Source organism: Sphingobium sp. SA916, assembly GCF_002894065.1.
In the GTDB taxonomy this organism is placed as follows: Bacteria; Pseudomonadota; Alphaproteobacteria; order Sphingomonadales; family Sphingomonadaceae; genus Sphingobium; species Sphingobium fuliginis.
This window is the reverse complement of sequence record NZ_LXYF01000030.1, coordinates 107407-131409: the sequence shown is the minus strand read 5'-3', so window position 1 is coordinate 131409 and position 24003 is coordinate 107407. Positions and strand designations below refer to the sequence as shown.

Annotated in this window: 22 protein-coding genes; 8 read left to right on the top strand and 14 right to left on the bottom strand. The window is 65.4% G+C overall.

Annotation, left to right across the window (positions count from 1 at the left end; genetic code table 11):
- From A8G00_RS08425 to A8G00_RS08410, 4 genes are all read right to left on the bottom strand, one after another.
- The gene (locus A8G00_RS08425) at positions 1 to 321 is read right to left on the bottom strand and encodes a hypothetical protein (protein WP_007406382.1); all 321 of its coding nucleotides are present in this window, start codon (positions 319 to 321) and stop codon (positions 1 to 3) included.
- Between the two features lie 59 nt (positions 322 to 380).
- Complete coding sequence (locus tag A8G00_RS08420) at positions 381 to 602, bottom strand: hypothetical protein (protein WP_007406426.1); 222 nt, start codon at positions 600 to 602, stop codon at positions 381 to 383.
- Positions 599 to 1078 (bottom strand): heavy metal-responsive transcriptional regulator, encoded by a 480-nt coding sequence (locus tag A8G00_RS08415; RefSeq protein ID WP_103000452.1) that lies wholly within the window; start codon positions 1076 to 1078, stop codon positions 599 to 601. Before A8G00_RS08415 ends, A8G00_RS08420 begins: the two co-directional genes overlap by 4 nt.
- A gap of 140 nt (positions 1079 to 1218) precedes the next feature.
- On the bottom strand, positions 1219 to 1575 hold the full coding sequence (locus tag A8G00_RS08410) for a hypothetical protein (protein ID WP_004212653.1): 357 nt from the start codon (positions 1573 to 1575) through the stop codon (positions 1219 to 1221).
- A gap of 243 nt (positions 1576 to 1818) precedes the next feature.
- On the opposite strand from A8G00_RS08410, the gene A8G00_RS08405 reads away from it, so the two are divergent.
- The 7 genes from A8G00_RS08405 (at position 1819) to A8G00_RS08375 (ending at position 10414) form a co-directional block, all read left to right on the top strand.
- Positions 1819 to 2181: a hypothetical protein gene (locus A8G00_RS08405; protein WP_007406428.1), complete on the top strand. Its 363-nt coding sequence runs from the start codon at positions 1819 to 1821 to the stop codon at positions 2179 to 2181.
- A gap of 77 nt (positions 2182 to 2258) precedes the next feature.
- Positions 2259 to 2516 (top strand): hypothetical protein, encoded by a 258-nt coding sequence (locus tag A8G00_RS08400; RefSeq protein ID WP_007683334.1) that lies wholly within the window; start codon positions 2259 to 2261, stop codon positions 2514 to 2516.
- Between the two features lie 63 nt (positions 2517 to 2579).
- The gene (locus A8G00_RS08395) at positions 2580 to 3842 is read left to right on the top strand and encodes a TolC family protein (RefSeq protein WP_013039107.1); all 1263 of its coding nucleotides are present in this window, start codon (positions 2580 to 2582) and stop codon (positions 3840 to 3842) included.
- Positions 3839 to 5329, top strand: coding sequence for an efflux RND transporter periplasmic adaptor subunit (locus tag A8G00_RS08390; RefSeq protein WP_007406384.1), 1491 nt, complete (start codon positions 3839 to 3841; stop codon positions 5327 to 5329). Before A8G00_RS08395 ends, A8G00_RS08390 begins: the two co-directional genes overlap by 4 nt.
- Positions 5326 to 8469 carry an efflux RND transporter permease subunit gene (locus A8G00_RS08385; RefSeq protein WP_007406408.1) on the top strand — a complete coding sequence of 1048 codons (3144 nt, stop codon included), beginning with the start codon at positions 5326 to 5328 and terminating at the stop codon, positions 8467 to 8469. The genes A8G00_RS08390 and A8G00_RS08385 overlap by 4 nt, the downstream gene beginning before the upstream one ends.
- Positions 8466 to 8870 (top strand): copper-binding protein, encoded by a 405-nt coding sequence (locus A8G00_RS08380; protein ID WP_007406376.1) that lies wholly within the window; start codon positions 8466 to 8468, stop codon positions 8868 to 8870. Before A8G00_RS08385 ends, A8G00_RS08380 begins: the two co-directional genes overlap by 4 nt.
- Before the next feature lie 248 nt (positions 8871 to 9118).
- A complete protein-coding gene (locus tag A8G00_RS08375) occupies positions 9119 to 10414 on the top strand; it encodes a hypothetical protein (RefSeq protein WP_013039108.1) in 1296 nt (431 codons plus the stop codon).
- A gap of 66 nt (positions 10415 to 10480) precedes the next feature.
- Here the strand turns inward: A8G00_RS08375 and A8G00_RS08370 are convergent, their stop codons facing one another.
- Together A8G00_RS08370 and A8G00_RS08365 are read right to left on the bottom strand one after the other, a co-directional pair.
- Positions 10481 to 11011: a GNAT family N-acetyltransferase gene (locus tag A8G00_RS08370; RefSeq protein ID WP_007686150.1), complete on the bottom strand. Its 531-nt coding sequence runs from the start codon at positions 11009 to 11011 to the stop codon at positions 10481 to 10483.
- Complete coding sequence (locus tag A8G00_RS08365; protein ID WP_008832583.1) at positions 11008 to 11628, bottom strand: recombinase family protein; 621 nt, start codon at positions 11626 to 11628, stop codon at positions 11008 to 11010. Before A8G00_RS08365 ends, A8G00_RS08370 begins: the two co-directional genes overlap by 4 nt.
- A 125-nt stretch (positions 11629 to 11753) precedes the next feature.
- Between A8G00_RS08365 and A8G00_RS08360 the strand changes: the two genes are divergently transcribed.
- Positions 11754 to 14645, top strand: coding sequence for a Tn3 family transposase (locus tag A8G00_RS08360; protein WP_103000451.1), 2892 nt, complete (start codon positions 11754 to 11756; stop codon positions 14643 to 14645).
- Between the two features lie 196 nt (positions 14646 to 14841).
- Here A8G00_RS08360 and A8G00_RS08355 read toward each other — a convergent pair whose 3' ends face one another.
- The 8 genes from A8G00_RS08355 to A8G00_RS08320 are packed head-to-tail and all read right to left on the bottom strand — an operon-like array spanning position 14842 to position 24003.
- Complete coding sequence (locus A8G00_RS08355; protein ID WP_004212890.1) at positions 14842 to 15591, bottom strand: HAD-IIB family hydrolase; 750 nt, start codon at positions 15589 to 15591, stop codon at positions 14842 to 14844.
- Positions 15588 to 18089, bottom strand: coding sequence for a heavy metal translocating P-type ATPase (locus tag A8G00_RS08350; RefSeq protein ID WP_004212886.1), 2502 nt, complete (start codon positions 18087 to 18089; stop codon positions 15588 to 15590). Before A8G00_RS08350 ends, A8G00_RS08355 begins: the two co-directional genes overlap by 4 nt.
- Positions 18086 to 18694 (bottom strand): cation transporter, encoded by a 609-nt coding sequence (locus tag A8G00_RS08345; protein WP_004212885.1) that lies wholly within the window; start codon positions 18692 to 18694, stop codon positions 18086 to 18088. Before A8G00_RS08345 ends, A8G00_RS08350 begins: the two co-directional genes overlap by 4 nt.
- The gene (locus A8G00_RS08340) at positions 18691 to 19377 is read right to left on the bottom strand and encodes a ZIP family metal transporter (protein ID WP_004212882.1); all 687 of its coding nucleotides are present in this window, start codon (positions 19375 to 19377) and stop codon (positions 18691 to 18693) included. Before A8G00_RS08340 ends, A8G00_RS08345 begins: the two co-directional genes overlap by 4 nt.
- A 3-nt stretch (positions 19378 to 19380) precedes the next feature.
- A complete protein-coding gene (locus A8G00_RS08335) occupies positions 19381 to 19794 on the bottom strand; it encodes a hypothetical protein (RefSeq protein WP_004212881.1) in 414 nt (137 codons plus the stop codon).
- 47 nt (positions 19795 to 19841) lie between these two features.
- Positions 19842 to 20219, bottom strand: a complete 378-nt coding sequence (locus A8G00_RS08330) for a hypothetical protein (protein WP_009824022.1) — start codon at positions 20217 to 20219, stop codon at positions 19842 to 19844.
- Positions 20216 to 20704, bottom strand: coding sequence for an SRPBCC domain-containing protein (locus A8G00_RS08325; RefSeq protein WP_013849881.1), 489 nt, complete (start codon positions 20702 to 20704; stop codon positions 20216 to 20218). The genes A8G00_RS08330 and A8G00_RS08325 overlap by 4 nt, the downstream gene beginning before the upstream one ends.
- Before the next feature lie 53 nt (positions 20705 to 20757).
- Positions 20758 to 24003: an efflux RND transporter permease subunit gene (locus A8G00_RS08320; protein WP_004212878.1), complete on the bottom strand. Its 3246-nt coding sequence runs from the start codon at positions 24001 to 24003 to the stop codon at positions 20758 to 20760.

Below are 24003 nucleotides of genomic sequence, written 5' to 3'. Positions count from 1 at the left end.
CTACATATCCTTCATCGGCATCGCCGCATTGCCCGGCGCGGGATCGGGTGCCGGCGCGGTCTGGTTGCCGGCCCCGGCGCGCATCGCGTCATGGTCCATCGCCTGACGGTGATGCCGCTCCATCTCGGCCTGGTTGCTCATCGCGTCCATCGGCGCCGCGTCTGCAGCGTTGCCGCTGTCGGTCAGGACCGGGGTGGCGGCGACGCTGTTCGCCGCGGGCGGCACCGTCTGGTCGGCCTGGCGGTCGCAGCCCGAAAGCGCGAGCGCCAGCAACAGGCTTCCGCCGACAAGTGGAAGGGCTTTCTTCGCATGGTCGATCATGGCTTTGCTCCTTGGCTTGAAAACTGTGTCCGGGCGCCATCCCTGGCGTCCGGACCGGCTCATTGCGCGCTGCGCAGAATCCGGAGACACCGGTCGTGCGAGAGGTTCATCGGGTTGCGCCCCTGCCCCTTCATCTCGCCATGATCATGCGGCGTCTGGAGACCCATATTGCCCTCCATCGCCCGGCAACTCTCGACCTGCGCCGAGGTCGGCCGCGTGGTCACACAGGCGCCTAGAAGCAGCGCCGGCGTGAGGACGGCGATCAAACGCATTTTCTTCATGACAAAACCCCTTTCGCTCGTGGTGATCGTTCGTCCTGCGCTGCCTGATGTTTCTTGTTATGCTGCTGGTCTTTCCGCCGCGCCGTCAGGAAGGCGACGATCGGGCAATCGGAGACCGGCACTTCGCCCGGGCATTCGTCGGCGAGCATCCGCAGCATGTCGCGGATATCCGACAGGCGCTCGAGCCGGGCTTCGGCGTCCGCGATCTTGGCAAGCGTGATATCGAGCACGGCCTGGGCATGCGCGGTGTCCGACGCCCTGAGTGCCAGCAGCTGCCGGGCCTGTTCGAGTGTGAAACCAAGCTCCTGCGCCGAGCGGATGAAATTGACGCGCTCGAGGTCGGTCGCGTCGTAGAGCCTGTAGCCCGCTGCCGTGCGCGCGGGCTCGCGCAGCAGGCCCATCCGCTCATAATAGCGGATCGTATCCCGCCCCACGCCTGCGGCCGCGGCCAGTTCGCCGATCTTGAAATTGCCCATGTCATCCGCTCGATCATGCCGGTTGGACCATGGTCCAGGGTCAAGCGGTTTCGCTTTGACCCCGAACGGTCTCCTCGTCGCCGGCGGCCCGCTGCCCCGACGCGTCGCAGGGCAGCCCGTGCCGCCGGGCCACCGGCTTGTCAGTTCTTGCGAAGCTCGACGATGTCGTGCCTGGCAGGCGTGCCGTCGGCGACGGACACGTGCGCGAAGTGATCGTCAAAGATATGGTCGATCGTCACATGGCCGACGAGCTGGCGGTGATAGGTCGGCGCCACGCCCTTGGACGGACCCGGATGGGTCACGACGCGATAGACCTCGAGCTTCTGGCCGACCTCGGCGCCATCGGCCTTGCCGATGCAGACGACCGTGCCGTTGCTGCCCGTGTCGACGATCGAGCCGCGCATGAACAGGCTGTGCCCGATGCCCTGGGCCATAGCGGGGACGGCAGCAAGCATCGAAATGCCGGCAAGCGCGACCATGAGAGTTTTCCTGACCATATTCACCTCCTTGGATGGTAAGCCACCGCCCGGACTTTGCCGAGGGGAAGAGCGTCTCTTCAGGCTTGGGACTACGGTCCCGGGTCCAGCCTCGATATACGTAGAGGCCGCAGCCGATCTTCTTCCCCGGGCCGGATCTTTATTGACGCGGAGTTGACGGAATCAGCCGTCAGCACTTCAAAATCCGCGCGGCGCGAGACTTTGGTTGGCTGCGCCCGCGAAACCCGCTAGATATCGAGGCCCGTGAAACGCCTGCTCGCCCTCCTGCTCGTCATCGGAGCGCTGTCCGGTCTCTTCGGAGCCCAGATGGCGGCCGCGCACAGCGTGCCGCAGGCGGCAGGCGCGCCGCTGGCCAAGGGCATGGATGCGGACTGCATGGCGATGATGGCCAAGCAGCAGCCTGCGCCCAGCGAAAAGCCCTGCAAGGGCCTGACGCTCGATTGCATCGCCGCGATGGGGTGCGTGATCCCGCTGGTCGCAGCGGACCTGGCAGGCGGCGTTGCGCCTGCGCGTCTCTACGACGCGCCCAGCTTCTGGACGACCGACACGATATTGACCGGCAAGGCGGTTGCGCCCGAGCCGGATCCTCCCACCAGCCTTGCCTGATTGAACGAGCACGGGCTGCGCGCATCGATCGATGCGTGCGCGCCCGGTTTCCTTCTTTTCAGTCAAAGGTTTTCGTGATGATCAAACTGCTTCCGGCCGCCCTTGTGGCGGCCCTCAGTCTCGCCGCGCCTGCGCTTGCAACCGACGCGAGCCGCACGCCGCAAGGCCATTGGGAATGGCGGTCGGCGCCGCAATATGGTCCGCGGGCGACTGGCCCTGCGCGTGTCCGCATATGGGTGCCCGACAGCCGGGACATGGCCAGCTGCGATTGCGCGATGATGCAGGCAAGCGCCGCCGACTGCATGCGCGGCGCAGTCAGGTCGGACAAGGGCTAAACCCGCTCCGGAGCGGCGCGTCACATCTTGGCGCGCCGCCTCTGTCATGAGGGGATGATATCCATGATCATGATGCCGAGGCGCGCTGTGCGACGCCTGTTGCTCTCTATCGGTGCGACGCTTGCGAGCGCCTGGGCCGTGCCGGTGTCGGCCGGCCCGCTCACCTACGAGCAGGCAGTGAGGCTCGCTGCCGCCAACGCGCCAAGCCTCAAGGCGCGCGCGGCGGCGACAGCCGGCGCCCGCTCTTCGGCGGTCGCGGCCGATCGCCTGCCCGATCCGACGCTCGACCTGGGCCTGCAGAACTTCCCGGTGAGCGGCCCCAATGCCGGCAGCTTCACGCGCGACGATTTCACTATGGCGACGATCGGGTTCAGCCAGACCTTCCCCAATCTCGCCAAGCGCCATGCACGCGCCGCGCGCGCCGCGGCCGATATCGGTATCGCCGAGGCGGGCGAGCTGGTCGAAGGCCGCAACGTGCGGCTCGAGACCGCCCTCGCCTGGGTCGATCTCTATTATGGAGAACGCCGGCTCCGGCAGCTCGACCTGCTCGATGCCAGCCTCGACGACCTGCAGAAGACCGTGACCGCACGCCTGGCGTCGGGCAGCGCGCGCCCGAGCCAGGCGCTCGAGCCCGACCAGCTCCGCGCCGCCATCGCCGATCGCCGCGCCGAGATGGCTGCGGTGGTGGCGCAGGCGCGGGCCCGGCTCGCGCGCTATACCGGCGACCCCGACCCGCAGGCGACGGGCGACCCGCCGATGCTCGATGTCGATCCGATCCGGCTGCGGGCCGGGATCGATGCGCTTCCCGCCCTGCGCGCGCAGGACGCGCGGATCGCAGTCGCCGAAGCGGACGTGCGTCTCGCGCGCGCCGACAAGCGCCCCGACTGGAAGGTCGGCGTCACCTATGGCCGGCGCGATCCCATGTACGGCGACATGGCCTCGGTCGGCGTGTCGATCGACCTGCCGCTGTTCGCCGGCAAGCGCCAGAACCCCAGGATCGCTGCAAGCGAGAGCCTTGCGCAAGGGGGTCGGTTCGACCGCGAGGCGATCCGCCGCGAGCTGGTGGCGCAGCTCGACGCCGATCTCGCAGACCATGCCATGCATCTCTCCCGGTTGCGCAATGCCCGCGAGACGCTGGTGCCACTCGCCAGGCACCGCGCCGAGCTCGACCGCGACAGCTATGGCGCCGGCAAGCTCGACCTTGGCGCCGCGCTGCTCACGACGCTCGGGCTCGCGGAGGCCGAGGTCGAGGCGCTCAACCGCGAAGCCGACGTCGCGCGCGACGCGGTCCGCATCACTATCACCTATGGGGAGGAGCGGCCATGACGCTCGATAAATCCGCGCTGCGCTGGGGCGCATCGATCCTGGCTGTCGCGCTGCTGGCCGGCGGCACAGGCTATTGGGCTGGCCATCGCCAGGCACCGCAATCGGAGGCGACCACGCCCGCCGGGGCAGGCAAAGTCCTTTACTGGTACGATCCGATGTTCCCCAACCAGAAGTTCGACAAGCCCGGCAAGTCGCCCTTCATGGATATGCAGCTCGTGCCGCGATACGCGGACGGAGGAAGCGCCGGCGCGGCCCCCACGGTCGCCGTCGATCCCGCCGCGCGGCAGAGCCTGGGATTGCGGGTCGTCGCGGCGAAGATGGGCAGCCTTGCCTCGGCCCTCGAGGTCACCGGCACGATCGACTTCAACCAGCGCGACGTCGCCGTCATCCAGGCGCGTTCGGGCGGGTTCGTGAGCCGCGTCTATGCGCGAGCGCCCGGGGACGTGGTCCGCGCCGGCGCGCCGATCGCGGACCTGCTCCTGCCCGAATGGGGCGGCGCGCAGACCGAATATCTGAGCGTCAGGCGGCTCGGCAAGCCCGACCTCACCGCGGCCGCGCGCCAGCGACTGCGGCTGATGGGCATGTCCGACGGCCTCATCGCCAGCGTCGAGCGGAGCGGACGCCCGAACGGCGTGGTGACGATCACGACGCCGATCTCGGGCACGATCCAGACGCTCGACGCCCGTGCCGGCGTGACGCTCGCCATGGGCCAGACGCTCGCCCAGGTAAGCGGGCTCGGCACCGTCTGGCTCAATGCCGCGGTGCCCGAAGCGCGCGCGGGCGATGTCCGGGTCGGCCAGAATGCCAGCACCACGCTGGCGGGCTTCCCCGGCGAGCGCTTCGCCGGCCGGGTGATCGCGATCCTGCCGACCACGCAGGCCGACAGCCGCACGCTCACCGTGCGGATCGAGCTGCCCAACCGGGACGGCCGGTTGCGGCCGGGCATGTTCGCCAGCGTCGCGCTTGGCGGCGATGCCAAGCCGGCGCTGCTGGTGCCGAGCGAAGCGGTGATCCGCACGGGCAGGCGCACGCTCGTCATGCTGGCCGCAGGCGACGGGCGCTATCATCCCGCCGAGGTCCGCATCGGCCGCGAGGCAGGCGGCGAGACCGAGATCCTTGCCGGCCTGTCGCCCGGCGAGAACGTCGTCGTCTCGGGGCAGTTCCTGATCGATTCCGAGGCGAGCCTGTCGGGAATCGAGGCGCGGCCGATCGGCGGCGGTGCGGCATCGGCGACCATCGCCGCGCCAGCGTCGAAAGCCACGCTGTACGAGACGACGGGCAAGATCGAGCGGATCACGGCCAATTCGGTGACGCTCAGCCACGAGCCCGTTCCCGCGCTCGACTGGCCGGCGATGACGATGACCTTCGCGCTCGCCAATCCGGGCATCGCGCGCGGCTTCAAGGCGGGTGACCGGGTCCGGTTCGGGTTCGACCGGCCCCCGGCGGGACCGACGCTGCGGCATATGGCGAAGGTGGCGGGCCAGTGATCGCCCATCTCATCCGCTGGTCGGTGAGGAACCGCTTCTTCGTCGTGCTCGGCATGCTCGCGCTGGTCGGCGCGGGCCTGTGGGCGGTGCGCTCGACCCCGATCGACGCGCTGCCCGATCTTTCCGACGTGCAGGTCGTGATCCGCACTTCCTATCCGGGTCAGGCGCCGCAGATCGTCGAGAACCAGATCACCTATCCGCTCACCACCACCATGCTGTCGGTGCCCGGCGCCAAGACGGTGCGCGGCTATAGCTTCTTCGGCGACAGCTTCGTCTATGTGATCTTCGAGGACGGCACCGATCTCTACTGGGCGCGCAGCCGCGTGCTCGAATATCTCAACCAGGTCCAGGGTCGGTTGCCGGCCAGCGCCCGCAGCGCGCTCGGGCCGGACGCGACCGGGGTCGGCTGGGTCTATGAATATGCGCTGGTCGACCGCACCGGCCGGCACGATCTCTCGCAGCTTCGCGGGTTGCAGGACTGGTTCCTGCGCTACGAGCTGAAGACCGTGACCGGCGTGGCCGAAGTCGCCAGCATCGGCGGCATGGTCAAGCAGTACCAGGTGCTGCTCGATCCGGTGAAGCTCGCGGCCTACGGCGTAACCCACGCCCAGGCAGTGCAGGCGATCAGCCAAGCCAATCAGGAAGCCGGCGGCTCGGTGCTGGAAATGGCCGAGGCCGAATATATGGTCCGCGCCTCGGGCTATCTGAAAACGCTCGACGATTTCCGGGCAATCCCGCTCAAGACTGCGGCGGGCGGCGTGCCCGTCCGGCTCGGCGATGTCGCCACGATCCAGGTCGGCCCCGAGATGCGGCGCGGCATCGCCGAACTGAACGGCGAAGGCGAGGTCGCCGGCGGCGTCGTTATTCTTCGGTCAGGCAAGAACGCCCGTGAGACCATCGCGGCGGTCAAGGACAAGCTCGCCGATCTCAGGAAAAGCCTGCCGCCGGGCGTCGAGGTGGTCACGGTCTATGACCGCTCGCAGCTGATCGATCGCGCGGTCGAGAACCTCACCCGCAAGCTGGTCGAGGAGTTCATCGTCGTCGCATTGGTCTGCGCCCTGTTCCTCTGGCACGTCCGCTCGGCGCTGGTCGCGATCCTGACCTTGCCGCTCGGTGTGCTGGCCGCGTTCGTCGTAATGCGGTTCCAGGGGGTGAACGCCAACATCATGTCGCTGGGCGGCATCGCCATCGCCATCGGCGCGATGGTGGATGCGGCGGTCGTCATGATCGAGAACGCCCACAAGAGGATCGAACGCTGGGAGCAGGATCACCCGGACAGACATCTCGATGGCGAGATGCGCTGGATCGTCGTCACCGAGGCGGCGGCCGAGGTCGGGCCGGCGCTGTTCTTCAGCCTGCTGATCATCACGCTGTCGTTCATTCCGGTCTTCACCCTGGAGGCGCAGGAAGGCCGGCTGTTCGCGCCGCTCGCCTTCACCAAGACCTATGCGATGGGCGCGGCCGCGATCCTGTCGGTGACCCTGGTGCCGATCCTGATGGGCTGGCTGATCCGGGGCCGCATTCCGGCCGAGCAGGCCAATCCGGTCAATCGCTGGCTCACCAATATCTACCGGCCCGCGATCGACTGGACGATGAAGCGGCCCAAGGCAGTGCTGCTGATCGCGGCTCTGGTGTTCGCCACCACGGCCTGGCCGCTCAGCCGGCTCGGCGGCGAGTTCATGCCCAATCTCGACGAGGGCGACCTGCTCTACATGCCCTCGGCGCTGCCGGGCCTCTCGGCCGCCAAGGCGAGTGAGCTGCTCCAGCAGACCGACCGCCTGATCAAGACCGTGCCCGAAGTCGAAAGCGTGTTCGGCAAGGCCGGCCGCGCCGAGACCGCGACCGATCCCGCGCCGCTCGAAATGTTCGAGACGACGATCCAATTCAAGCCCCGCGACCAGTGGCGGTCGGGCATGACGCCCGAACGCCTTGTCGACGAGCTCGATCGCCGGGTGAAGCTTCCGGGTCTCGCCAATATCTGGGTGCCGCCGATCCGCAACCGCATCGACATGCTCGCGACGGGCATCAAGAGCCCGATCGGGGTCAAGGTGTCGGGCAGTGACCTCGCCGAGCTCGACCGCATCGCGCATGATGTCGAGACCGTGGCCAGGAGCGTGCCCGGCGTCAGCTCGGCGCTCGCCGAGCGGCTGACCGGCGGACGCTATGTCGATGTCGACATAGACCGCGCCGCCGCCGCGCGGTTCGGGCTCAACATCGCCGACGTCCAGGCCATCGTCTCCGGCGCGATCGGCGGCGAGACGATCGGCGAGACGGTCGAGGGCCTCGCCCGCTATCCGATCAGCGTGCGCTATCCGCGCGAATTGCGCGACAGCCTCGAAAGGCTGCGGGCGCTACCGATCCTGACGCCCGCGGGCCAGCAGATCACCTTGGGCACCGTGGCAAACGTCTCGATCGCCGAGGGACCGCCGATGCTCAAGACCGAGAATGCCCGGCCTTCGACCTGGGTCTACGTCGATGTGCGCGGGCGCGATCTTGCCTCGGTGGTCGGCGATCTGCAGCGTGCGGTGGCGAAACAGGTCAGGCTCTCGCCTGGGGTCAGCATCGCTTACTCTGGCCAGTTCGAATATCTCGAGCGCGCGGTCGACCGCTTGAAGCTGGTCGTGCCCGCGACGCTGCTGATCATCTTCGTGCTGCTCTACCTCATCTTCGGCCGCTTCGACGAGGCGGCGCTGATCATGGGGACGCTGCCGTTTGCGCTGACCGGCGGCATCTGGACGCTTTATCTGCTGGGGTTCAACCAGTCGATCGCCACCGGGGTCGGGTTCATCGCGCTCGCCGGCGTCTCCGCCGAGTTCGGGGTGGTGATGCTGATCTATCTCAAGAACGCGCTGGCCGAGCGCGGCGCACATCCGGACGCTGCCGAGGTCGAGGCCGCCGTGCGCGAAGGCGCGCTGCTGCGCGTCCGTCCCAAGGCGATGACGGTGGCGGTGATCCTGGCCGGCCTGCTGCCGATCCTGCTGGGATCAGGCGCGGGTTCGGAGGTCATGAGCCGGATTGCCGCGCCGATGATCGGCGGCATGCTGACCGCGCCCTTGCTCTCAATGTTCGTCCTGCCCGCCGCCTACCTGCTGTTGCGCCGGCCCAAGACCGATCCCATCCCTCAACCCGTTTCATCATGAAGGAGAAGACGATGAACCATGCACGACTGACCATTGCCCTCGGCCTCGCCGCCCTGACTGCCGCGTGCGGCAAGAAGGCGGAGGCCCCCGTTGCGACTGAGACCAACGAGGCGGCGCCCGCCGCGACCATGAGCGGCGACATGGGCAACATGTCGATGGCGCCTGACGCGAACGCCGCGATCAAGGCCAAGGGCCATGGCACCGTCACCGCGATCGACAAGGCGGCAGGCACGATCACGCTCGATCATGGTCCGATCCCGGAGGCCAAGTGGCCCGCGATGACGATGGCGTTCAAGGCCGCGCCGTCGATCACCGATGCGGTCAAGGTCGGCGACAAGGTCGATTTCGACCTCTCGCTCAAGGGCAGCGATGGCGAGGTCACCGCGATCGCAAAGCAGTGATCCGCTAAGTTCGACCGGAAAAAGCTGGTTGCGGCGCCGCTCCCGGGCGGCGACGCCCGTGCCGGCCGTCTGCCTGGCTGTGCGCCCGGTCGACGGTTGCGACCGGCAACGCCCAATGCCAGCGGCGTTTCCCTGCGCGATCACCGACAATTTGAGCACGCTTCGCGGATCGCACATTGAACGTGCAAGCCGCCCTTGCTCGCGATAGCCTGAACGGCAAGGAGCCCAGTTTAGATGACCCAGCCAGTATGACCTTGTTACCCGCGACACATCATGATCTCGTGAGCGAGCTTGTCCGTCGTTGGCGAGACGATCCCGGCGCCACCTATCGCTCCTGGTTTCTGTGGGACGAACGGCTGAAAAACTTCCGCTCCATCCGTCGCGGGCTGCAGCAGGTGGTCGCAGAAATCGAAAGTGGGCGGTTCGGCGTCGCCTATCGCGGCTCGTCACTGGAAACGGTTGTCCACTCGATCGCCGAACAGCGGCAGATCTTCAAGGGCGCCGACCATGCCTGGCTGTGGAAGCCCAAGCTGCGCATTCCAGACATCTACGAAAGCCCGGACAACCAGCGGGCGTTCGGTCGCCTGCTCGACAATTGCTCGTGCTGCGATACCGCCGAGGAGATCATCAGCCACATCCGCAGCATAGACGCGCTCAAGATCAAGGGGCTGGGGCCGGCGGCGGCCAACCTGCTCTATTTCCTTCACCCGACGCTGGTGCCGCCCTTCAATACCGCGATCGTCAAGGGCTACAATGCCGTCACCGGCGCCAAGGTGAAGCTCGGGTCATGGGATCATTTTCTCGCCATGCGCGCCGGCATCCTCGACCTCAACGACCGTTACCGCGAGTTGCTCTCCAACGATCTCGGCGCGATCGGCGGACTGTTGTTCGACATTGGCTCGGGCCGCTATCCCGCGCCACCGCTGGAGGATGACGCAACGGCGGCCGACGACTGGCTCGGCAGATTGGAACATGCCAGAGCGGAGGCAAGCCGGCTCGACAAGACAGCCGCCGCGCAGGGCGAAACCGATCGCACGCACGCCGAAATCCAGGCCTGGCTGCGCGACCTCGGCCATGCCCTCGGTTACGATGTGTGGATCGCCGCCAATGACCGCGGTCGACTTCACGCTGGCTGCCCGCTTGGACAGGGATGCCTCGAGCGCCTTCCAGACGCCATTGCGACCTCTCCCGGAGCGGACTCGATCCGCCTCATCGACGTGTTGTGGCTGGCGAAGGGTGGCGACGGCGTCGCCGCCGCGTTCGAGGTTGAACATTCGACCTCGATCTACTCGGGGATCGTGCGCATGCTCGATCTGGCGCTGTCGGGGAGCGATCTGCACGCTGCCGCCGGGCTATTCCTGGTCGCACCGAATGCGCGCGAGCAGGACGTTCGCGCGCAACTCCGTCGCCCGGCTTTCAGCCGTATTGCCGATCTCGACTTCGCCTATCTGCCCTATGGCGAGCTGGAGAGAAACAGGGACGCGATCGCTCGTTTTGGAACGGGATTGAAGGCCATCAAGGCGATCTCAAGCCCCCTTCCCTGAAAGGGGGCGTTTGCGGGAGGGGGCGGAATCCTACGCCAAGCTCGCCCAGATAGCCGGCGCGAGATCTTACTTGTTGCTGCCTTCTACGGTCGCGCCAGAAAGGCGACGGCTCAGTTCTATCCGGCGATGGCTACGCATTTTGAAGGTGTCTGGCCCAACGCGCCGATACTCAATGAAGCCGAGAGAACGCCAAAATCGCTCTGCCGCTTCATTCGCTTCCAGCACGGCCAACCGAATCTCTGTGGCACCTCTCGCAGCGGCCCAGCTTTCGACCGTCGAGTAAATTGAGCGTCCGACGCCACGACCACGCTGTGCGGCATCTACGATCATGAAGCCGAGATACCATGTGCCATCACGCGGATAATCGCGGAGGATGGCCGCGATTGCATATAGGCCGCCAGGCCCCTTCCATCCCAGGACAGCTTGATTGTGGGCGCTCTTTTCGGGCGGCACATCGGAGAAAAGCTCGCGAGCATCGTCCAGCGTGGGCGCGGCCCCGTCCTGCAACAGGAAATAGTCGCTGCAACGGTTGTACAGGTCTGCAACGTCTGCGGCGTCCGCTTGGGTAAGTTTGATCGGGGCTCCCGTCATCATCATCGCGTTTTGGCAGCAAGCACGCGCTGACCGTAATCCCGGAGTTCCCCGTTGGGACCGACATAGCGGTAGAGAGTGACGCGCTCGATCCCGAGTTCCTTGCAGAGGTCGGAAACGGACGTGTCGCGTTGGGCCATAGCAGCCTGAGCGAGCCGCACCTGGGCCTTGGAGAGGGCGAACTTGCGGCCACCCTTGCGTCCCCGCGCGCGGGCAGCGGCCAGGCCAGCCATGGTGCGCTCGCGGATCATATCCCGCTCAAACTCCGCCAGTGTGGCAAAAATGCCGAACACCATCCGGCCCGATGGCGTCGTGGTGTCGATCTGCGCGCCCTTGCCGGTGAGCACCCGCAGACCGATACCGCGATCCGACAGATTCTGCACCGTGCTGACCAGGTGGGTGAGCGTTCGGCCGAGCCGGTCGAGCTTCCAAACGATGAGGACATCGCCGTCGCGCAACGATTTCAGGCAGGCGGCAAGACCGGGGCGATCATCACGGCTACCGGATGCACGATCATCATAGATATTGCCTGGCTCGACACCGGCAGCGCGAAGGGCATCGTGCTGCAGGTCGAGCGACTGCGAGCCGTCGGCTTTGGACACGCGGGCGTAGCCGATCAGCATGGATCACAAACGAAGGTTTGAGGCGGTGACGAACATGAGCACATAAGATTGGGCTATTGTGTATCTTAACCAGCATCTCAATCAAGCTATCTCAAACCGTAGCTCGGAAAGAATAAGGAGCATGTATGCCGCGTCGCGTGACCCTGACCGATCGACAGCGCGAGGCGCTGCTTCACTTGCCGGTCGATCAAGGTGAGCTGCTGCGGCACTATACCCTCAGCGATGAGGATCTCGGGCATATCCGCCAGCGCCGGCGCGCCCACAATCGTTTTGGCTTCGCGCTGCAACTGTGCGTCCTGCGCTACCCGGGCCGGGTGCTCGCTCCTGGCGAGTTGATCCCGGCGCAGGTATCGGATTTCATCGCGGCCCAGCTCGGCCTGACCAGCGACGATCTACTCCTCTATGCCGCGCGCGAGGAGACCCGGCACGAGCATCTGGCGGACCTTCGCCGAATCTACGGCTATCGCTCCTTTTCGGGGCGGGGCGCACGGGATTTGCGCGAATGGATCGCTCGGGAAGCCGAGGCGGCGACATCGAATGAGGATCTTGCCCGTCGCTTCGTTGCGGAGTGTCGCCGCACCCGCACGATCCTTCCCGGCTCCTCGACGATCGAGCGCCTTTGCGCCGATGCGCTGGTTGAGGCCGAGCGCCGGATCGAGGATCTTATCGCCCATCGCATCACGCCAACCCTGAGCGAGAATTTGGCTCACCTGTTGGAGGATACGGTGGATGGTCGCGTCACGCGCTTCGTATGGCTGCGACAGTTCGAGGTTGGCGCAAATTCAGCAGCCGCTAACCGGCTGATGGATCGACTGGAATATCTTCAAAGGTTCGATCTTCCGGCGGATTTGCTGGACGGCGTGCCGGCGCATCGTGTGACCCGGCTTCGCCGGCAGGGCGAGCGCTATTATGCCGACGGCATGCGTGATCTGCCCGAAGACAGGCGGCTTGCGATCCTCGCTGTCTGCACCCTGGAATGGCGGTCATCGCTGGCCGATGTCATCGTGGAGACCCACGATCGCATCGTAGGCCGTCTCTATCGGGCCTCCGAACGCCTTTGCAACACCAGGATCGCCGACGAAAAGGCGGCCGTTCGGGACACGCTGAAGTCCTTTGCCGAAATCGGTGGTGCTTTGCTTGGAGCGCAGGACGATGGCACGGCCCTGGACGGGATAATCGCCACCGGGCCTGGCTGGGAACGGTTCAGAACCCTTGTCGCCACGGCCTCCGCGCTGACCAACGTGCTCGCGGCCGACCCGCTCAGCCGTGTGCTGGACGGCTATCACCGTTTCCGCCTCTACGCGCCCAGGATGCTGCGCCTGCTCGACATGCAGGCGGCGCCGATCGCCACGCCTCTTCTGGCGGCCGTTGCGATGCTGCGTAACGGGATCAAGGTCGATCCGCCGGTGGATTTTCTACGTCCCAACTCGAAATGGCATCGTCATCTTTGCGCTGAGCCCAGCGGCGACCACCGGCTTTGGGAAATCGCGGTGCTGTTCCACATCCGCGACGCCTTCCGGTCCGGTGACATATGGTTGGCGGGATCGCGCCGCTATGGCGACCTCAAGCAGCTTCTGGTCCCGCCACAGGCGATAGAGCAGACCGCGCGGCTCGCCGTGCCGCTGCGACCCGGCGAATGGCTGGCCGAGCGCAGGGCTCGACTGGATACACGGCTGAAGGAGTTTGGCCGCGCGGCGCGAACCGGCACGATCCCAGGCGGCATCATCGAGAACGGCAAGCTGCACATCGACAAGCTGAGGGCCGACACGCCCGAAGGGGCCGAGGATCTCGTGCTCGATCTCTATCAACAGCTCCCGCCCGCGAGGATCACCGATCTGTTGCTGGAAGTCGATGAGCGAACCGGATTTTCCGAGGCGTTCACGCATCTGCGCACCGGCGCGCCCTGCAGCGACCGGATCGGCCTGATGAACGTGTTGCTGGCGGAAGGCGTCAATCTCGGTTTGCGCAAGATGGCGGCGGCGACCAACACGCACAGCTTCTGGGAATTGCTGCGGATCGCGCGCTGGCATGTCGAAGGCAGCGCCTATGATCGGGCGCTCGCCATGATCGTGGAGGCCCACGCCGCCCTGCCCATGGCCGCCTTCTGGGGACAAGGGCAATCGGCATCCAGAGACGGGCAGTTCTTCCTTGCTACCGAGCAGGGCGAGGCGATGAATCTGATCAACGCGAAATATGGCAACGTCCCGGGCCTCAAGGGATACAGCCATGTGTCCGATCAATATGCGCCGTTCGCAACCCAGGTGATCCCGGCAACGGTCAGCGAGGCTCCCTATATCCTGGACGGGCTGCTCATGAATGACGCGGGCCGCCGCGTTCGCCAGCATTTTGCCGACACGGGCGGCTTCACCGATCATGTGTTCGCCGCCTGCGCCTTGCTCGGCTACAGGTTCGCCCCCCGTATCCGCGATCTCCCTCAGAAAAGACTCTATGCCTTCACGCCCAACGCGACGCCGGCCAATGTGCGAGCGCTGGTCGGAGGTAAGATCAATGAACCGCTCATCGAGCGCAACTGGCCCGACATCCTGCGCATCATGGCGACGATCGCAGCGGGGATCGTCGCCCCCAGCCAGATTCTTCGCAAGCTCGCCTCTTACCCGCGCCAGAATGAGCTGGCCCTCGCATTGCGAGAGGTGGGCCGCATCGAGCGAACCCTGTTCATGATCGACTGGATTCTTGATGCCGGCCTCCAGCGCCAGGCTCAGATCGGCCTCAACAAGGGTGAGGCCCACCACGCCCTAAAGCGCGCCATCAGCTTCCACCGCCGAGGTGAAATCCGGGATCGATCCGGCGAAGGCCAGCACTATCGCATCGCCGGAATGAACCTGCTCGCCGCCATCATCATATTCTGGAACACCATGAAGCTCGGCGAGGTCGTCAATACCCGGGCCGCCAGCGGTACCCATATCGCGCCTGATCTACTCGCCCACGTCTCGCCGTTGGGATGGGAACACATCAATCTAACCGGGGAATATCGCTGGCCCAAATCCTTAGCGTAGGATTCCGCCCCCTCCCGCAAACGCCCCCTACGATTGAGAAGCGCGGCGGAATCTCTTAGATTGATCGCTGGAGGCTTTGTTCGCGGAGACGCGCACATTGCCTTCTTTTCGTTTTAGGAAGCGCTGCCCTAAGCGACAGAAGCCAGAGCTTTGACAATGCGGCATTCCGCGATGGAGCCGACCATGTATCTTGATCCTATCGGTGCAGACACGCGATGATGGCGGTCACGACGGCGGTGGTTTCCGCGACGTCGCGCACCCTCACTGTGTCGAGGCCGATTTCAGCAGCGGGATAGTCATTCCCACCGGGGAATATCGCATCCCCAATGAACAGCATCCCGTCGAGCGGGACACCGCTCTCGGCACTCAGGCGCTTCAGGCCATAGCCCTTGTCGATCCCTGCTCTGGTCACGTCGATCGATGTCGTGCCACCGAGATTGATCGAGAGCTCCGGCAGCTTCGCGCGCAACGTGGCCTGCAACGCGGTCCTCTTCTTTCGGTCAGGATCCCACGCTTCCTTTTCCTTCAGCGGCGCTGCCTGCCCCAGGCCCGAAAAGGTGATCTGGCTGCCCCGGTCCTCGATCCGTTCGCCCCAGATACGTTCGTCGGCGAGACCGGCATCGGTCAGCGCCTGATCGAAGGCCGTGCGGATCTTCGCCTTCTCCGCGTCGTCGAACAGTTCGGCATAGACCGCGCGCCAAGCGCCATTGATGAACCGATAGAGTTTCGTGCCTGTGGTCGGCATCAACCAGAGACGGTCGAGCGCGACGCCGGCAGGAAGGCGCGAGGCGATCTGCTTTTCGAACTGCGGCCAGTCCCCGCCCGAGATCACCGCCACATCCGTGATGGCGAGCAATCGGGCGAGGATTGCGGCCATATCCTCCGATAACGGCCGCTTGCTCTCGGCAAGCGTGCCGTCGAGGTCGAAGGCGATCAGCCACTTCATGCCGCCTTCCCTGCCGGATCGCGGTAGGCGAGCAGCCTGAGCGCATTGATGACGACGAGCAGCGTCGATCCCTCATGAACCGCCACCGCTGGCCCAATGCCGAGGCCGAGGATGGTAGCAGGCACCAGGAAGGCGACGACACCCAGGCTGACGAAGACGTTCTGCCGGATGATTCCACGGGTATGGCGGCTAAGACCGACTGCGAATGGCAGGTGCGCCAGATCGTCGGCCATCAGCGCCACGTCGGCTGTCTCCAGCGCAACGTCCGACCCCGCCGCGCCCATCGCGATGCCGACCGTGGCGCTTGCCATCGCCGGCGCATCGTTCACGCCGTCGCCCACCATCGCGACCTTGTCTTCGCCGGCGAGCTTCTTGATCGCGGCAACCTTGTCTTCGGGCATGAGGTCGCCCCACGCTTCGTCGATCCCGACTTCGTCGGCGATCGCTTCGGCGACTTTCTGGTGATCGCCGGAGATCATTATCATCCGCGACACGCCCATCTCGTGCAGCCGACGCAACGCGGTCTTGGCAGCTTCGCGAGGCGTGTCCATCAGGCCGATCGCGCCCAGGTCGCGGTCCCCCTTGCGGACCACCATTGTCGTGCGGCCGTTCTCGCGCAGCTTCGCGATTGCGTCCTGCGCGCCCTGCCCCAGCGCCGGAATGCCCTCACTTCCGAACATCTCGGCCTTGCCGATCCACACCGTCTCGCCATCCACGCTCGCGGTGACGCCCCGACCGGTCAGGCTCTTGAGGTCGCCGGCAGTCGGCACGGCACGATCGTTCAGACGTTCGCGGCCGTCCTTGACGATCGCTTGGGCCAGGGGATGGTCGCTCAACGCTTCGACGGCGACAGCCAGCGCCAGCAACTCGCCTTCATCGGCGCCATCGACGGGCACGACATCAGTGATGCGCGGACGACCTTCGGTCAGCGTGCCCGTCTTGTCGAAAGCGATCGCTTTGAGCGACCCGAGGTTTTCGAGCGGTGCACCGCCCTTCACGAGCACGCCGCCCCGCGCTGCACGGGCAACGCCCGACAGGACCGCGCTCGGCGTTGCGATCGCGAGCGCGCACGGGCTTGCCGCCACCAGCACCGCCATCGCGCGATAGAAGCTGTCGCGGAACGGCTCGTCGACGACCACCCATGCGAACAGCAGGAGCACTGACAGGACCAGGACGGCGGGCACGAAGATCCGTTCGAACCGGTCGGTGAAGCGCTGCGTCGGCGACTTCTGCGTCTCCGCTTCGCTCACCATCTTCACGACCTTGGCAAGCGCGCTTTCATTGGAACGGCGTGTCACCTCGATCTCGATCGCGCCGCCGCCGTTGATCGTACCAGCAAAAACCCGGCTTTCCGCGTCGACTGCATCGGGCTTGGCGCGTGCCGCTGCGGCATCTGCGACCGGCACCTTGTCGACCGGGATGCTTTCACCCGTGACCGGGGCCTGGTTGATCGCGCTGGTGCCCTTGATGACGAAGCCGTCGGCAGGCAGGCGCTCGTTCGGGCGGACGATGGCAATGTCCCCGACGACCATCTGCTCGACCGGGATTTCGCTGGTCTGCCCGCCGCGTCGCACGGTCGCGGTTTCGGGCGCGAGCTTCGCCAGCGCCTCGATCGCCTTCTTGGCGCGGCCCATTGCATAATGCTCAAGCGCATGGCCGAGGCTGAACAGGAACAGCAGCAGCGCACCTTCGGCCCATGCGCCCAGCGCAGCGGCGCCGGCCGCAGCGACCAACATCAGCGTGTCGATCTCGAACTTCTTCATCCGGAGGTTGTCGATCGCCTCGCGCAGCGTGAAGAATCCGCCGAAGAAATAGGCTGCGATATAGCAGGCGGTCGGCAGCCATTCGGGCGCGCCAGCGACCAGCCTCTCGATCGCGTAGCCGATCCCCAGCAGCGCGCCACAGGCGAGCGCGAAGATCAGCTCGGTATTGGGGCCGAGAAATTCGGCGTGGCTATGGTCGTGGCCATCGCCGGGGCCGTGCTTCTCTTCGCCCGCGCCGTGGCCCCCGGGGCCGTGGTCGTGGCCGGCATGTTCATCGGCAGCGACCCGCTTGCCCACCCTCACCTTCAGCTTGCGAAGCGCAGCGCGCACCTCCTCTTCGGTGGTTTCGCGGCGATCATATTCGACCCGGACAGACCCGCTGGTGCTGGCGCTTGCCTGGACCACGCCGGGCAAGGCGCACAGCGCATCGCTGACCGTGCGCGCCCGACGTTCGTGGTTGATCCCCGTCACCTGCCAGATCGCATGGCCGTAGCGCTCGGTGATTTCGGCACCTGCGGCGCGCACCATTTCGCGCAACCGTGGCAGCGGCAGCTTGGCGGCATCGAAATGGATGCACAGCGCCGCTGGCGTGTTGCCGTCGAGACAGATCACATGCGCCCGCTCGACACCTTCGCGCTTTGACAGGGTTGATACGAGACGGTCCAGGCAGGCATCGGCCGCGTCAGGAAGGTCCGGCAACAACACTGGAATGTCGAGTTCGAGCTTGTCGTTCATGACGACCTCCTTTCGCTTTTCTTGGTTTCGGCGCGCGCGTCGCGCAGGATTTCGACACCGCCCTTGATGGCGATGATGGCGGTGGCGAAGCCGACCAGCAGGTCCGGCCAATTGGTACCCAACCACAGCACCAGCACGCCGGCGATCAGGATGCCGCCGTTGGAAATGAAGTCGTTGAAGCTGAAGGTGGTTGCGGCCCGGAGATTGACGTCCGGATCCTTGAGGCGCTGGAGCAGCCGCAGGCAGAGGTAATTCACGACGCCGGCGATCGCGGACATGACCATCATGGTAGGTCCGATGGGCTCGCTGCCCTGCACGTAGCGCCGTCCGACATCGATCAAGATGCCGCCCGCGAAGATCAGCAGCATGACGCCCGAAGCGACCGCGGCGCGTGTCTTCCATGTCTGGCCCCGGGTGAGCGCCACAAGGCTCAGCGCATACACAGCCGTATCGGACAGGTTGTCGACGCCGTTGGCGATCAGCGCGCTCGAGTCCGCGAAGAAGCCGGAAACGAAGAAGCCCGCAGCGATCGCCGCGTTCAGCAGCAGGACGATCCACAGTGTGCGGCGCTCCTGCCCGCCATTGTTGTCGTTGCCCGGGATCATCCCATCATCTCCTCAAGTGTCAGCAGGGCCAGGAAGCCGACGAAAAACATCGAGCTGATGAGCGGGGTGTCGGGTTTCTCGTGCGCCTCGACCAGCAACTCCTCCGTGACGAGGTAGAGCAGCGCCATCAGCCCGAAGCTGAGGAAGCCGGCGATCATCACCGGCGACAGCGCGGCGACCGGCACGGCAGCGAGCGCGCCGATCGGCAGCAGCAGGGCCAATGCCGAGACGATCACGATGATGCGCAAGCGCGAGCGATAGGTTTCCGCCAGCTCGTCGGTCAGCGTCAGTCCCAGAAATAACACTTCCAGAGTGAGCGCGATCGTCAGCAGGAGACCTGCCTTCTCGCCCGCCACGAAAGCGAGGCCGAGCACCAGGCCGTCGACCAGAATGTCGATGCCGATCGCGGCGAGTAGCGCCATCGGCCCCTTGAAGCGGGCCTCAAGAGCCTTGAGCCCCAGCATGGTCGCGACGCCCGCCGCCCCGCCGATCAACGTCGCGCTGGGCGATGCCTCATGCTTGACCTGCGGCAGGATTTCGGTCGCTGCCGCCGCGAACACGACGCCGGCAGCGAGATGCTGTAGGCCCGCCACGAGGCCAGGTTTCAACTTGGTGCGGCTCGCGACAATCGCGCCGAGCACGACCGCCAGCACAGGCGCAAGCGTATAGAGCAGTGCCTGCATTTCCTAGGACTCCTCCGGGGTTCGGTGGCAGACGCGGATCTTCCCGCGTCGCGTGAACGCGATCGATCCGCCCGCCACGACAGCCCGCGAATGGTCGCCGCGAAACTCGTCACCGGTTCGCTGCGCGCGCAGGATCTCGGTCCTGCCCTTCGGCAGCCAGGTGACGGCCATTTTCAAGCCGTCATCGATGAAGTCGACATCGGCGCGTGTGCCGTCGTCGCAGTACATGATGCGCTGCGCGATTAGTTTCGACGTCAGATGCTTTTCATGCGCCGGCTCGGTAGGCTGGGTCGGCGCTGGATTACACGCCCCTATAACCGCCCCGGAGACGAGAACGACGCCGAGGCGCGCGATCGCCAGACCGGCCCGATTCAGGCCGCACAAGGTTGTCACATTTGAAATCGACGTGTCAGACATCGGTCTCTTCCGACGAAGCGCCCTGTGGCGTTCGAAGGCAGGGCAGTTCATCGCGTGCCTTCCTGCTCGCAGATCCGGGTACGGCCATCGCCTTCCACGATGGTGAGCTGCGACCCCTTGAAGGTCGCGGTGGCTGTTTCGCCGACATATTGCAGGCCCTGCGCTGGCGCGGTCAGCATCATCGGCGGTCCCCCGTTGGAGCGCCGCAAATCGATCTGCAGGCCGTTGTCCTTGTAATCGACGAACAGCGGTTCCCCGTCGGAACAGCGATATCTATGCCGCCCCATTTCCCCGGTCGCCACGGCGCTGTCGGACGAATGGATCTGCTGCTCCGTTGGCGGGGCTGGCGGCTTTCTTTCCGAGCACGCCGCGAGCCCGACAACGAGGATGACGGCGGGCAGCACCCGCTTACAGTGCATCATCATCGCGCCTTCCTCCTGCAGCGGAAGGGGACGCGCTGACGATTGATAGCCCGGGCAGGCTGACCTACCCGCCAGCGGAGATAGGTTGCGAGGCGATCGTCAGATTCGACCATCAGGGATCGCAGGCGGCGCAACATCATCGCCGCGAACGGCAGGGAGAGCGCCCCGCGCAGCGTGCAGCTATGCGTTAGCCTGGTGCCGCCATCGTCCCCCGCCAGCTCGTACCGCTCTTCGAGCGTGAACAGATAGGGGATGCCGCAGGACCAAGCGAAGGCGTGCGGTTTATCGAATCGATCAATCCGTGCTGGCGTCCGAATTGGCCGGGTGATGCCCTGGATCGCAAAGGTGCATTCTGTGTCGCCGAGCCGGGACGGATCATCGAGAAATACGAGCGGACTCCACGCCCGGCGATGATCCGGATCGGTGAGTGCCGACCAGATGCGCAGTGGCCCGCCGTGAAGCATCGAGCTGGTTATGGTGCGAGGCATATCCCCATCTCCCAGAGATGGGCGGGGCGATCGCGGATCGCCCCGCCCATCCATCAGGCCAAGTTGTTCACGAAGGTCTGACCGTGGTCGTCCCCTTCATGCTCCTCATTGTAGTGCTCGGGTTTCTCGATCACTTTCTGCCCGAACCGGGCATAGAGTGTCGGCAGCACGAACAGCGTAAGAAGCGTCGCCGAGATCAGACCGCCGATGACGACCGTCGCCAAAGGCTTTTGAACCTCTGCGCCGGCGCCTTCGCCCAGCGCCATCGGCACGAAGCCGAGGCTGGCGACTAGCGCGGTCATGATGACGGGTCGCAGACGCTGCATCGCGCCAACATGCGCGGCTTCCTCGCGGCTCATCCCTGATCGGATCAGATCTTGGATCGAGCTGACCATGACGAGGCCGTTGAGGACCGCGATGCCCGAGAGGGCGATGAAGCCCACTGCCGCCGAGATCGAGAAGTCCATGCCCCGCAGGAACAGCAACAGGACGCCGCCCACCAGCGCGAAAGGCACGCCGGTGAACACGATCGCGGCGTCGCGGACCGATCCCAACGCCCCGTAGAGGAGCAGCAGGATCAAAATGAAGCAAGCCGGAATGACCAGCTTCAGCCGTTCGCTTGCCGATTGGAGGTTCTCGAACTGGCCGCCCCATTCGAGATAGGTGCCGGCAGGCAGCCGGAGTTGGCTGCCGATCGCCGCCTGCGCATCCGCCACGACGGATCCGACGTCGCGGCCACGCACGTTGGCTTGCACCACCACGCGCCGCTTGCCGTTCTCGCGGCTGATCTGGTTCGGACCATCGACCACCTTGATCTCGGCGACGCTGGACAGCGGTACATAGCCGCCGCCTGCCACCGGCACCTGCACCTGTTGGAGCAGGCCGATGTCGGCACGCTGCGCCTCCGACAGGCGGATCACCACGGGGAAGCGACGGTCGCCCTCGAAGATCTGGCCCGATGTTCGCCCGCCGATCGTCGCAGTCACGGTGTCCTGCACATCCTGAGCCGTAACGCCCAACCGCGCCATCGCGTCGCGGTTGACGCGAATGTCGAGCATGGGAAGACCGGTCGTCTGCTCCACCTTCACGTCCGCTGCGCCTTGCGTTCTGCGCAGCACCGCCGCGATTTGCTCGGCCGTCCGGTTCATCTGGTTGAAGTCGTCCCCGAACACCTTCACCGCGATGTCGCCGCGCACGCCGGCGATCAGCTCGTTGAAGCGCATCTGGATGGGCTGGGTGATCTCGTAGGCATTTCCCGGAATCTTCGCGAGATTACCCTCGATCCGGCTGACCAGCTCCTCCTTGGGAAGCTCAGGATCCGGCCAATCCTTGCGCGGCTTCAGGATGACGAACATGTCGGTCGCGTTCGGCGGCATCGGGTCGGCCGCCAGCTCGGCGGTGCCCGTCTTGGAATAGACGAATTGCACCTCCGGCTGCTTCGACATCATCCGCTCGATCGGCACCTGCATCGCCTGGCTCTGCTGGACCGACGTTGCCGGAATGCGGAGCGACTGGATCAGCAAATCGCCTTCGTCGAGCTGCGGCAGGAACACCGAGCCGAGCGTAGTGAAAGCAAGCGCCGCCACCACAAGGCTTCCCACACCCGCACCGATCGTCAGCGTCGGGCGCTTCATGGCCCGGTCGAGACCGGGTTCGTAGCGCTTCTTCAGCCACGTGATGATGCGGCCGTCCTTCTCCTCGACCTTCTTCGACAGCCAGATCGCAATCATCGCCGGCACGAAGGTGAGAGAGAGGATGAAGGCGAAGGCGAGCGCGATGATGACGGTCAGCGCCATCGGTCCGAACGTTTTACCCTCCACGCCGGTCAGCGTGAGCAGCGGTACGTAGACGAGGATGATGATTGCCTGCCCGTACACAGAGGGACGGATCATCTCACGCGCAGCGGCTGCCACGGTCGCGAGCCGTTCCTTGACGCTGAGCAATCGGCCTTCATGATGCTGTTGCTCGGCAAGCCGGCGCAGCGCGTTTTCGACAATGATGACGGCGCCGTCGACGATCAGACCGAAGTCCAAAGCCCCAAGGCTCATCAGATTGGCCGAGACCCCAGCGCGCAGCATACCAAAGCCTGTCAGCATCATGGTGATCGGGATGACCAACGCCGCGATCAGGGCCGCACGGAAGTTGCCGAGCAGCAGGAAGAGCACGACGATGACCAGCACCGCGCCTTCGGACAGGTTTTTCGCGACCGTCTTGATCGTCGAATTGACCAGCTCGGTGCGGTTCAGCACCGGCTGAATTACGACGTCAGGAGGCAGCGAAGCGTTGATCGTCTTCAGTTTCTCAGCGACCGCGGTCGACACGATGCGGCTGTTCTCGCCGATCCGCATGATCGCCGTGCCGACGACGACTTCGGTACCGTTCTCCGATGCCGAACCCATGCGGATCGCCTGACCCGTCTTCACAGTCGCAACTTGTTCGACCGTGATCGGCACGCCGTTACGTGTCGCGATCACGGTCCTGGCCAACTCGCTGGCATTGCGAACGAGCGCATCCGAGCGAACAGCCAGACCTTCGCCATTGCGATTGACGAAGCCACCGCCGACGCTGGTGTTATTGCGCTCCAGCGCATTTCCCAGGTCCGTCAGCGTGATGCCGAGCGAGGCCAGCTTCTGCACGTCGGGCACGACGAGGAACTGCTTGGCGTAACCGCCAATCGAGTCGACACCGGCGAGGCCCGGTGTGGTCTTCAGAAGCGGCGTCACGATCCAGTCCTGCGCGGTGCGCAGGTAGGTCGCCTTGTCCTCTTCGGTCGTCAGTCGCTCGCCCTCTGGCGTGATGTAGCTGCCATCGGGCTGTTGGCCCGGTTCACCGGGCTTGTGCTTGTCGTCCTCGCGATGATCGAGACGAACGGTGTACATGTACACCTCGCCCAGGCCTGTCGCGATCGGACCCATTTCAGGGTTCACGCCGTCGGGCAGATTCTCTTGCACGCCCCGCAGACGCTCGCCCACCTGCTGGCGGGCGAAATAGATGTCCGTCGCGTCCGAAAAGACCGCCGTGATCTGCGCGAAGCCGTTGCGGCTCAACGAGCGCGTATATTCCAGGCCGGGGGTGCCGGCGAGCGCGGTTTCGATTGGAAACGACACCTGCTTCTCGACCAGCTCGGGCGAGAGGGCAGGCGCGCGGACGTTGATCTGGACCTGATTGTTGGTGATGTCCGGCACCGCGTCGATCGGTAGCCGGTAGAGGGAAAAGGCGCCGATGGCGGCGACGATGACGGTGAGGAGCAGGACTAGCCAGCGCTTCTCGACCGCCCAGGTTACGATACGGGCGATCAT

What these genes read in the sequence shown, in the direction of transcription:
- A8G00_RS08415 (WP_103000452.1), bottom strand. Translation starts at nt 1,078, where the DNA reads ATGGGCAATTTCAAGATCGGCGAACTGGCCGCGGCCGCAGGCGTGGGG.
- A8G00_RS08325 (WP_013849881.1), bottom strand. Translation starts at nt 20,704, where the DNA reads ATGCCTCGCACCATAACCAGCTCGATGCTTCACGGCGGGCCACTGCGC.
- A8G00_RS08320 (WP_004212878.1), bottom strand. Translation starts at nt 24,003, where the DNA reads ATGATCGCCCGTATCGTAACCTGGGCGGTCGAGAAGCGCTGGCTAGTC.
- A8G00_RS08350 (WP_004212886.1), bottom strand. Translation starts at nt 18,089, where the DNA reads ATGAACGACAAGCTCGAACTCGACATTCCAGTGTTGTTGCCGGACCTT.
- A8G00_RS08390 (WP_007406384.1), top strand. Translation starts at nt 3,839, where the DNA reads ATGACGCTCGATAAATCCGCGCTGCGCTGGGGCGCATCGATCCTGGCT.
- A8G00_RS08370 (WP_007686150.1), bottom strand. Translation starts at nt 11,011, where the DNA reads ATGATGATGACGGGAGCCCCGATCAAACTTACCCAAGCGGACGCCGCA.
- A8G00_RS08420 (WP_007406426.1), bottom strand. Translation starts at nt 602, where the DNA reads ATGAAGAAAATGCGTTTGATCGCCGTCCTCACGCCGGCGCTGCTTCTA.
- A8G00_RS08380 (WP_007406376.1), top strand. Translation starts at nt 8,466, where the DNA reads ATGAAGGAGAAGACGATGAACCATGCACGACTGACCATTGCCCTCGGC.
- A8G00_RS08395 (WP_013039107.1), top strand. Translation starts at nt 2,580, where the DNA reads ATGATCATGATGCCGAGGCGCGCTGTGCGACGCCTGTTGCTCTCTATC.
- A8G00_RS08335 (WP_004212881.1), bottom strand. Translation starts at nt 19,794, where the DNA reads ATGTCTGACACGTCGATTTCAAATGTGACAACCTTGTGCGGCCTGAAT.
- A8G00_RS08355 (WP_004212890.1), bottom strand. Translation starts at nt 15,591, where the DNA reads ATGAAGTGGCTGATCGCCTTCGACCTCGACGGCACGCTTGCCGAGAGC.
- A8G00_RS08375 (WP_013039108.1), top strand. Translation starts at nt 9,119, where the DNA reads ATGACCTTGTTACCCGCGACACATCATGATCTCGTGAGCGAGCTTGTC.
- A8G00_RS08425 (WP_007406382.1), bottom strand. Translation starts at nt 321, where the DNA reads ATGATCGACCATGCGAAGAAAGCCCTTCCACTTGTCGGCGGAAGCCTG.
- A8G00_RS08360 (WP_103000451.1), top strand. Translation starts at nt 11,754, where the DNA reads ATGCCGCGTCGCGTGACCCTGACCGATCGACAGCGCGAGGCGCTGCTT.
- A8G00_RS08345 (WP_004212885.1), bottom strand. Translation starts at nt 18,694, where the DNA reads ATGATCCCGGGCAACGACAACAATGGCGGGCAGGAGCGCCGCACACTG.
- A8G00_RS08330 (WP_009824022.1), bottom strand. Translation starts at nt 20,219, where the DNA reads ATGATGATGCACTGTAAGCGGGTGCTGCCCGCCGTCATCCTCGTTGTC.
- A8G00_RS08340 (WP_004212882.1), bottom strand. Translation starts at nt 19,377, where the DNA reads ATGCAGGCACTGCTCTATACGCTTGCGCCTGTGCTGGCGGTCGTGCTC.
- A8G00_RS08400 (WP_007683334.1), top strand. Translation starts at nt 2,259, where the DNA reads ATGATCAAACTGCTTCCGGCCGCCCTTGTGGCGGCCCTCAGTCTCGCC.
- A8G00_RS08365 (WP_008832583.1), bottom strand. Translation starts at nt 11,628, where the DNA reads ATGCTGATCGGCTACGCCCGCGTGTCCAAAGCCGACGGCTCGCAGTCG.
- A8G00_RS08410 (WP_004212653.1), bottom strand. Translation starts at nt 1,575, where the DNA reads ATGGTCAGGAAAACTCTCATGGTCGCGCTTGCCGGCATTTCGATGCTT.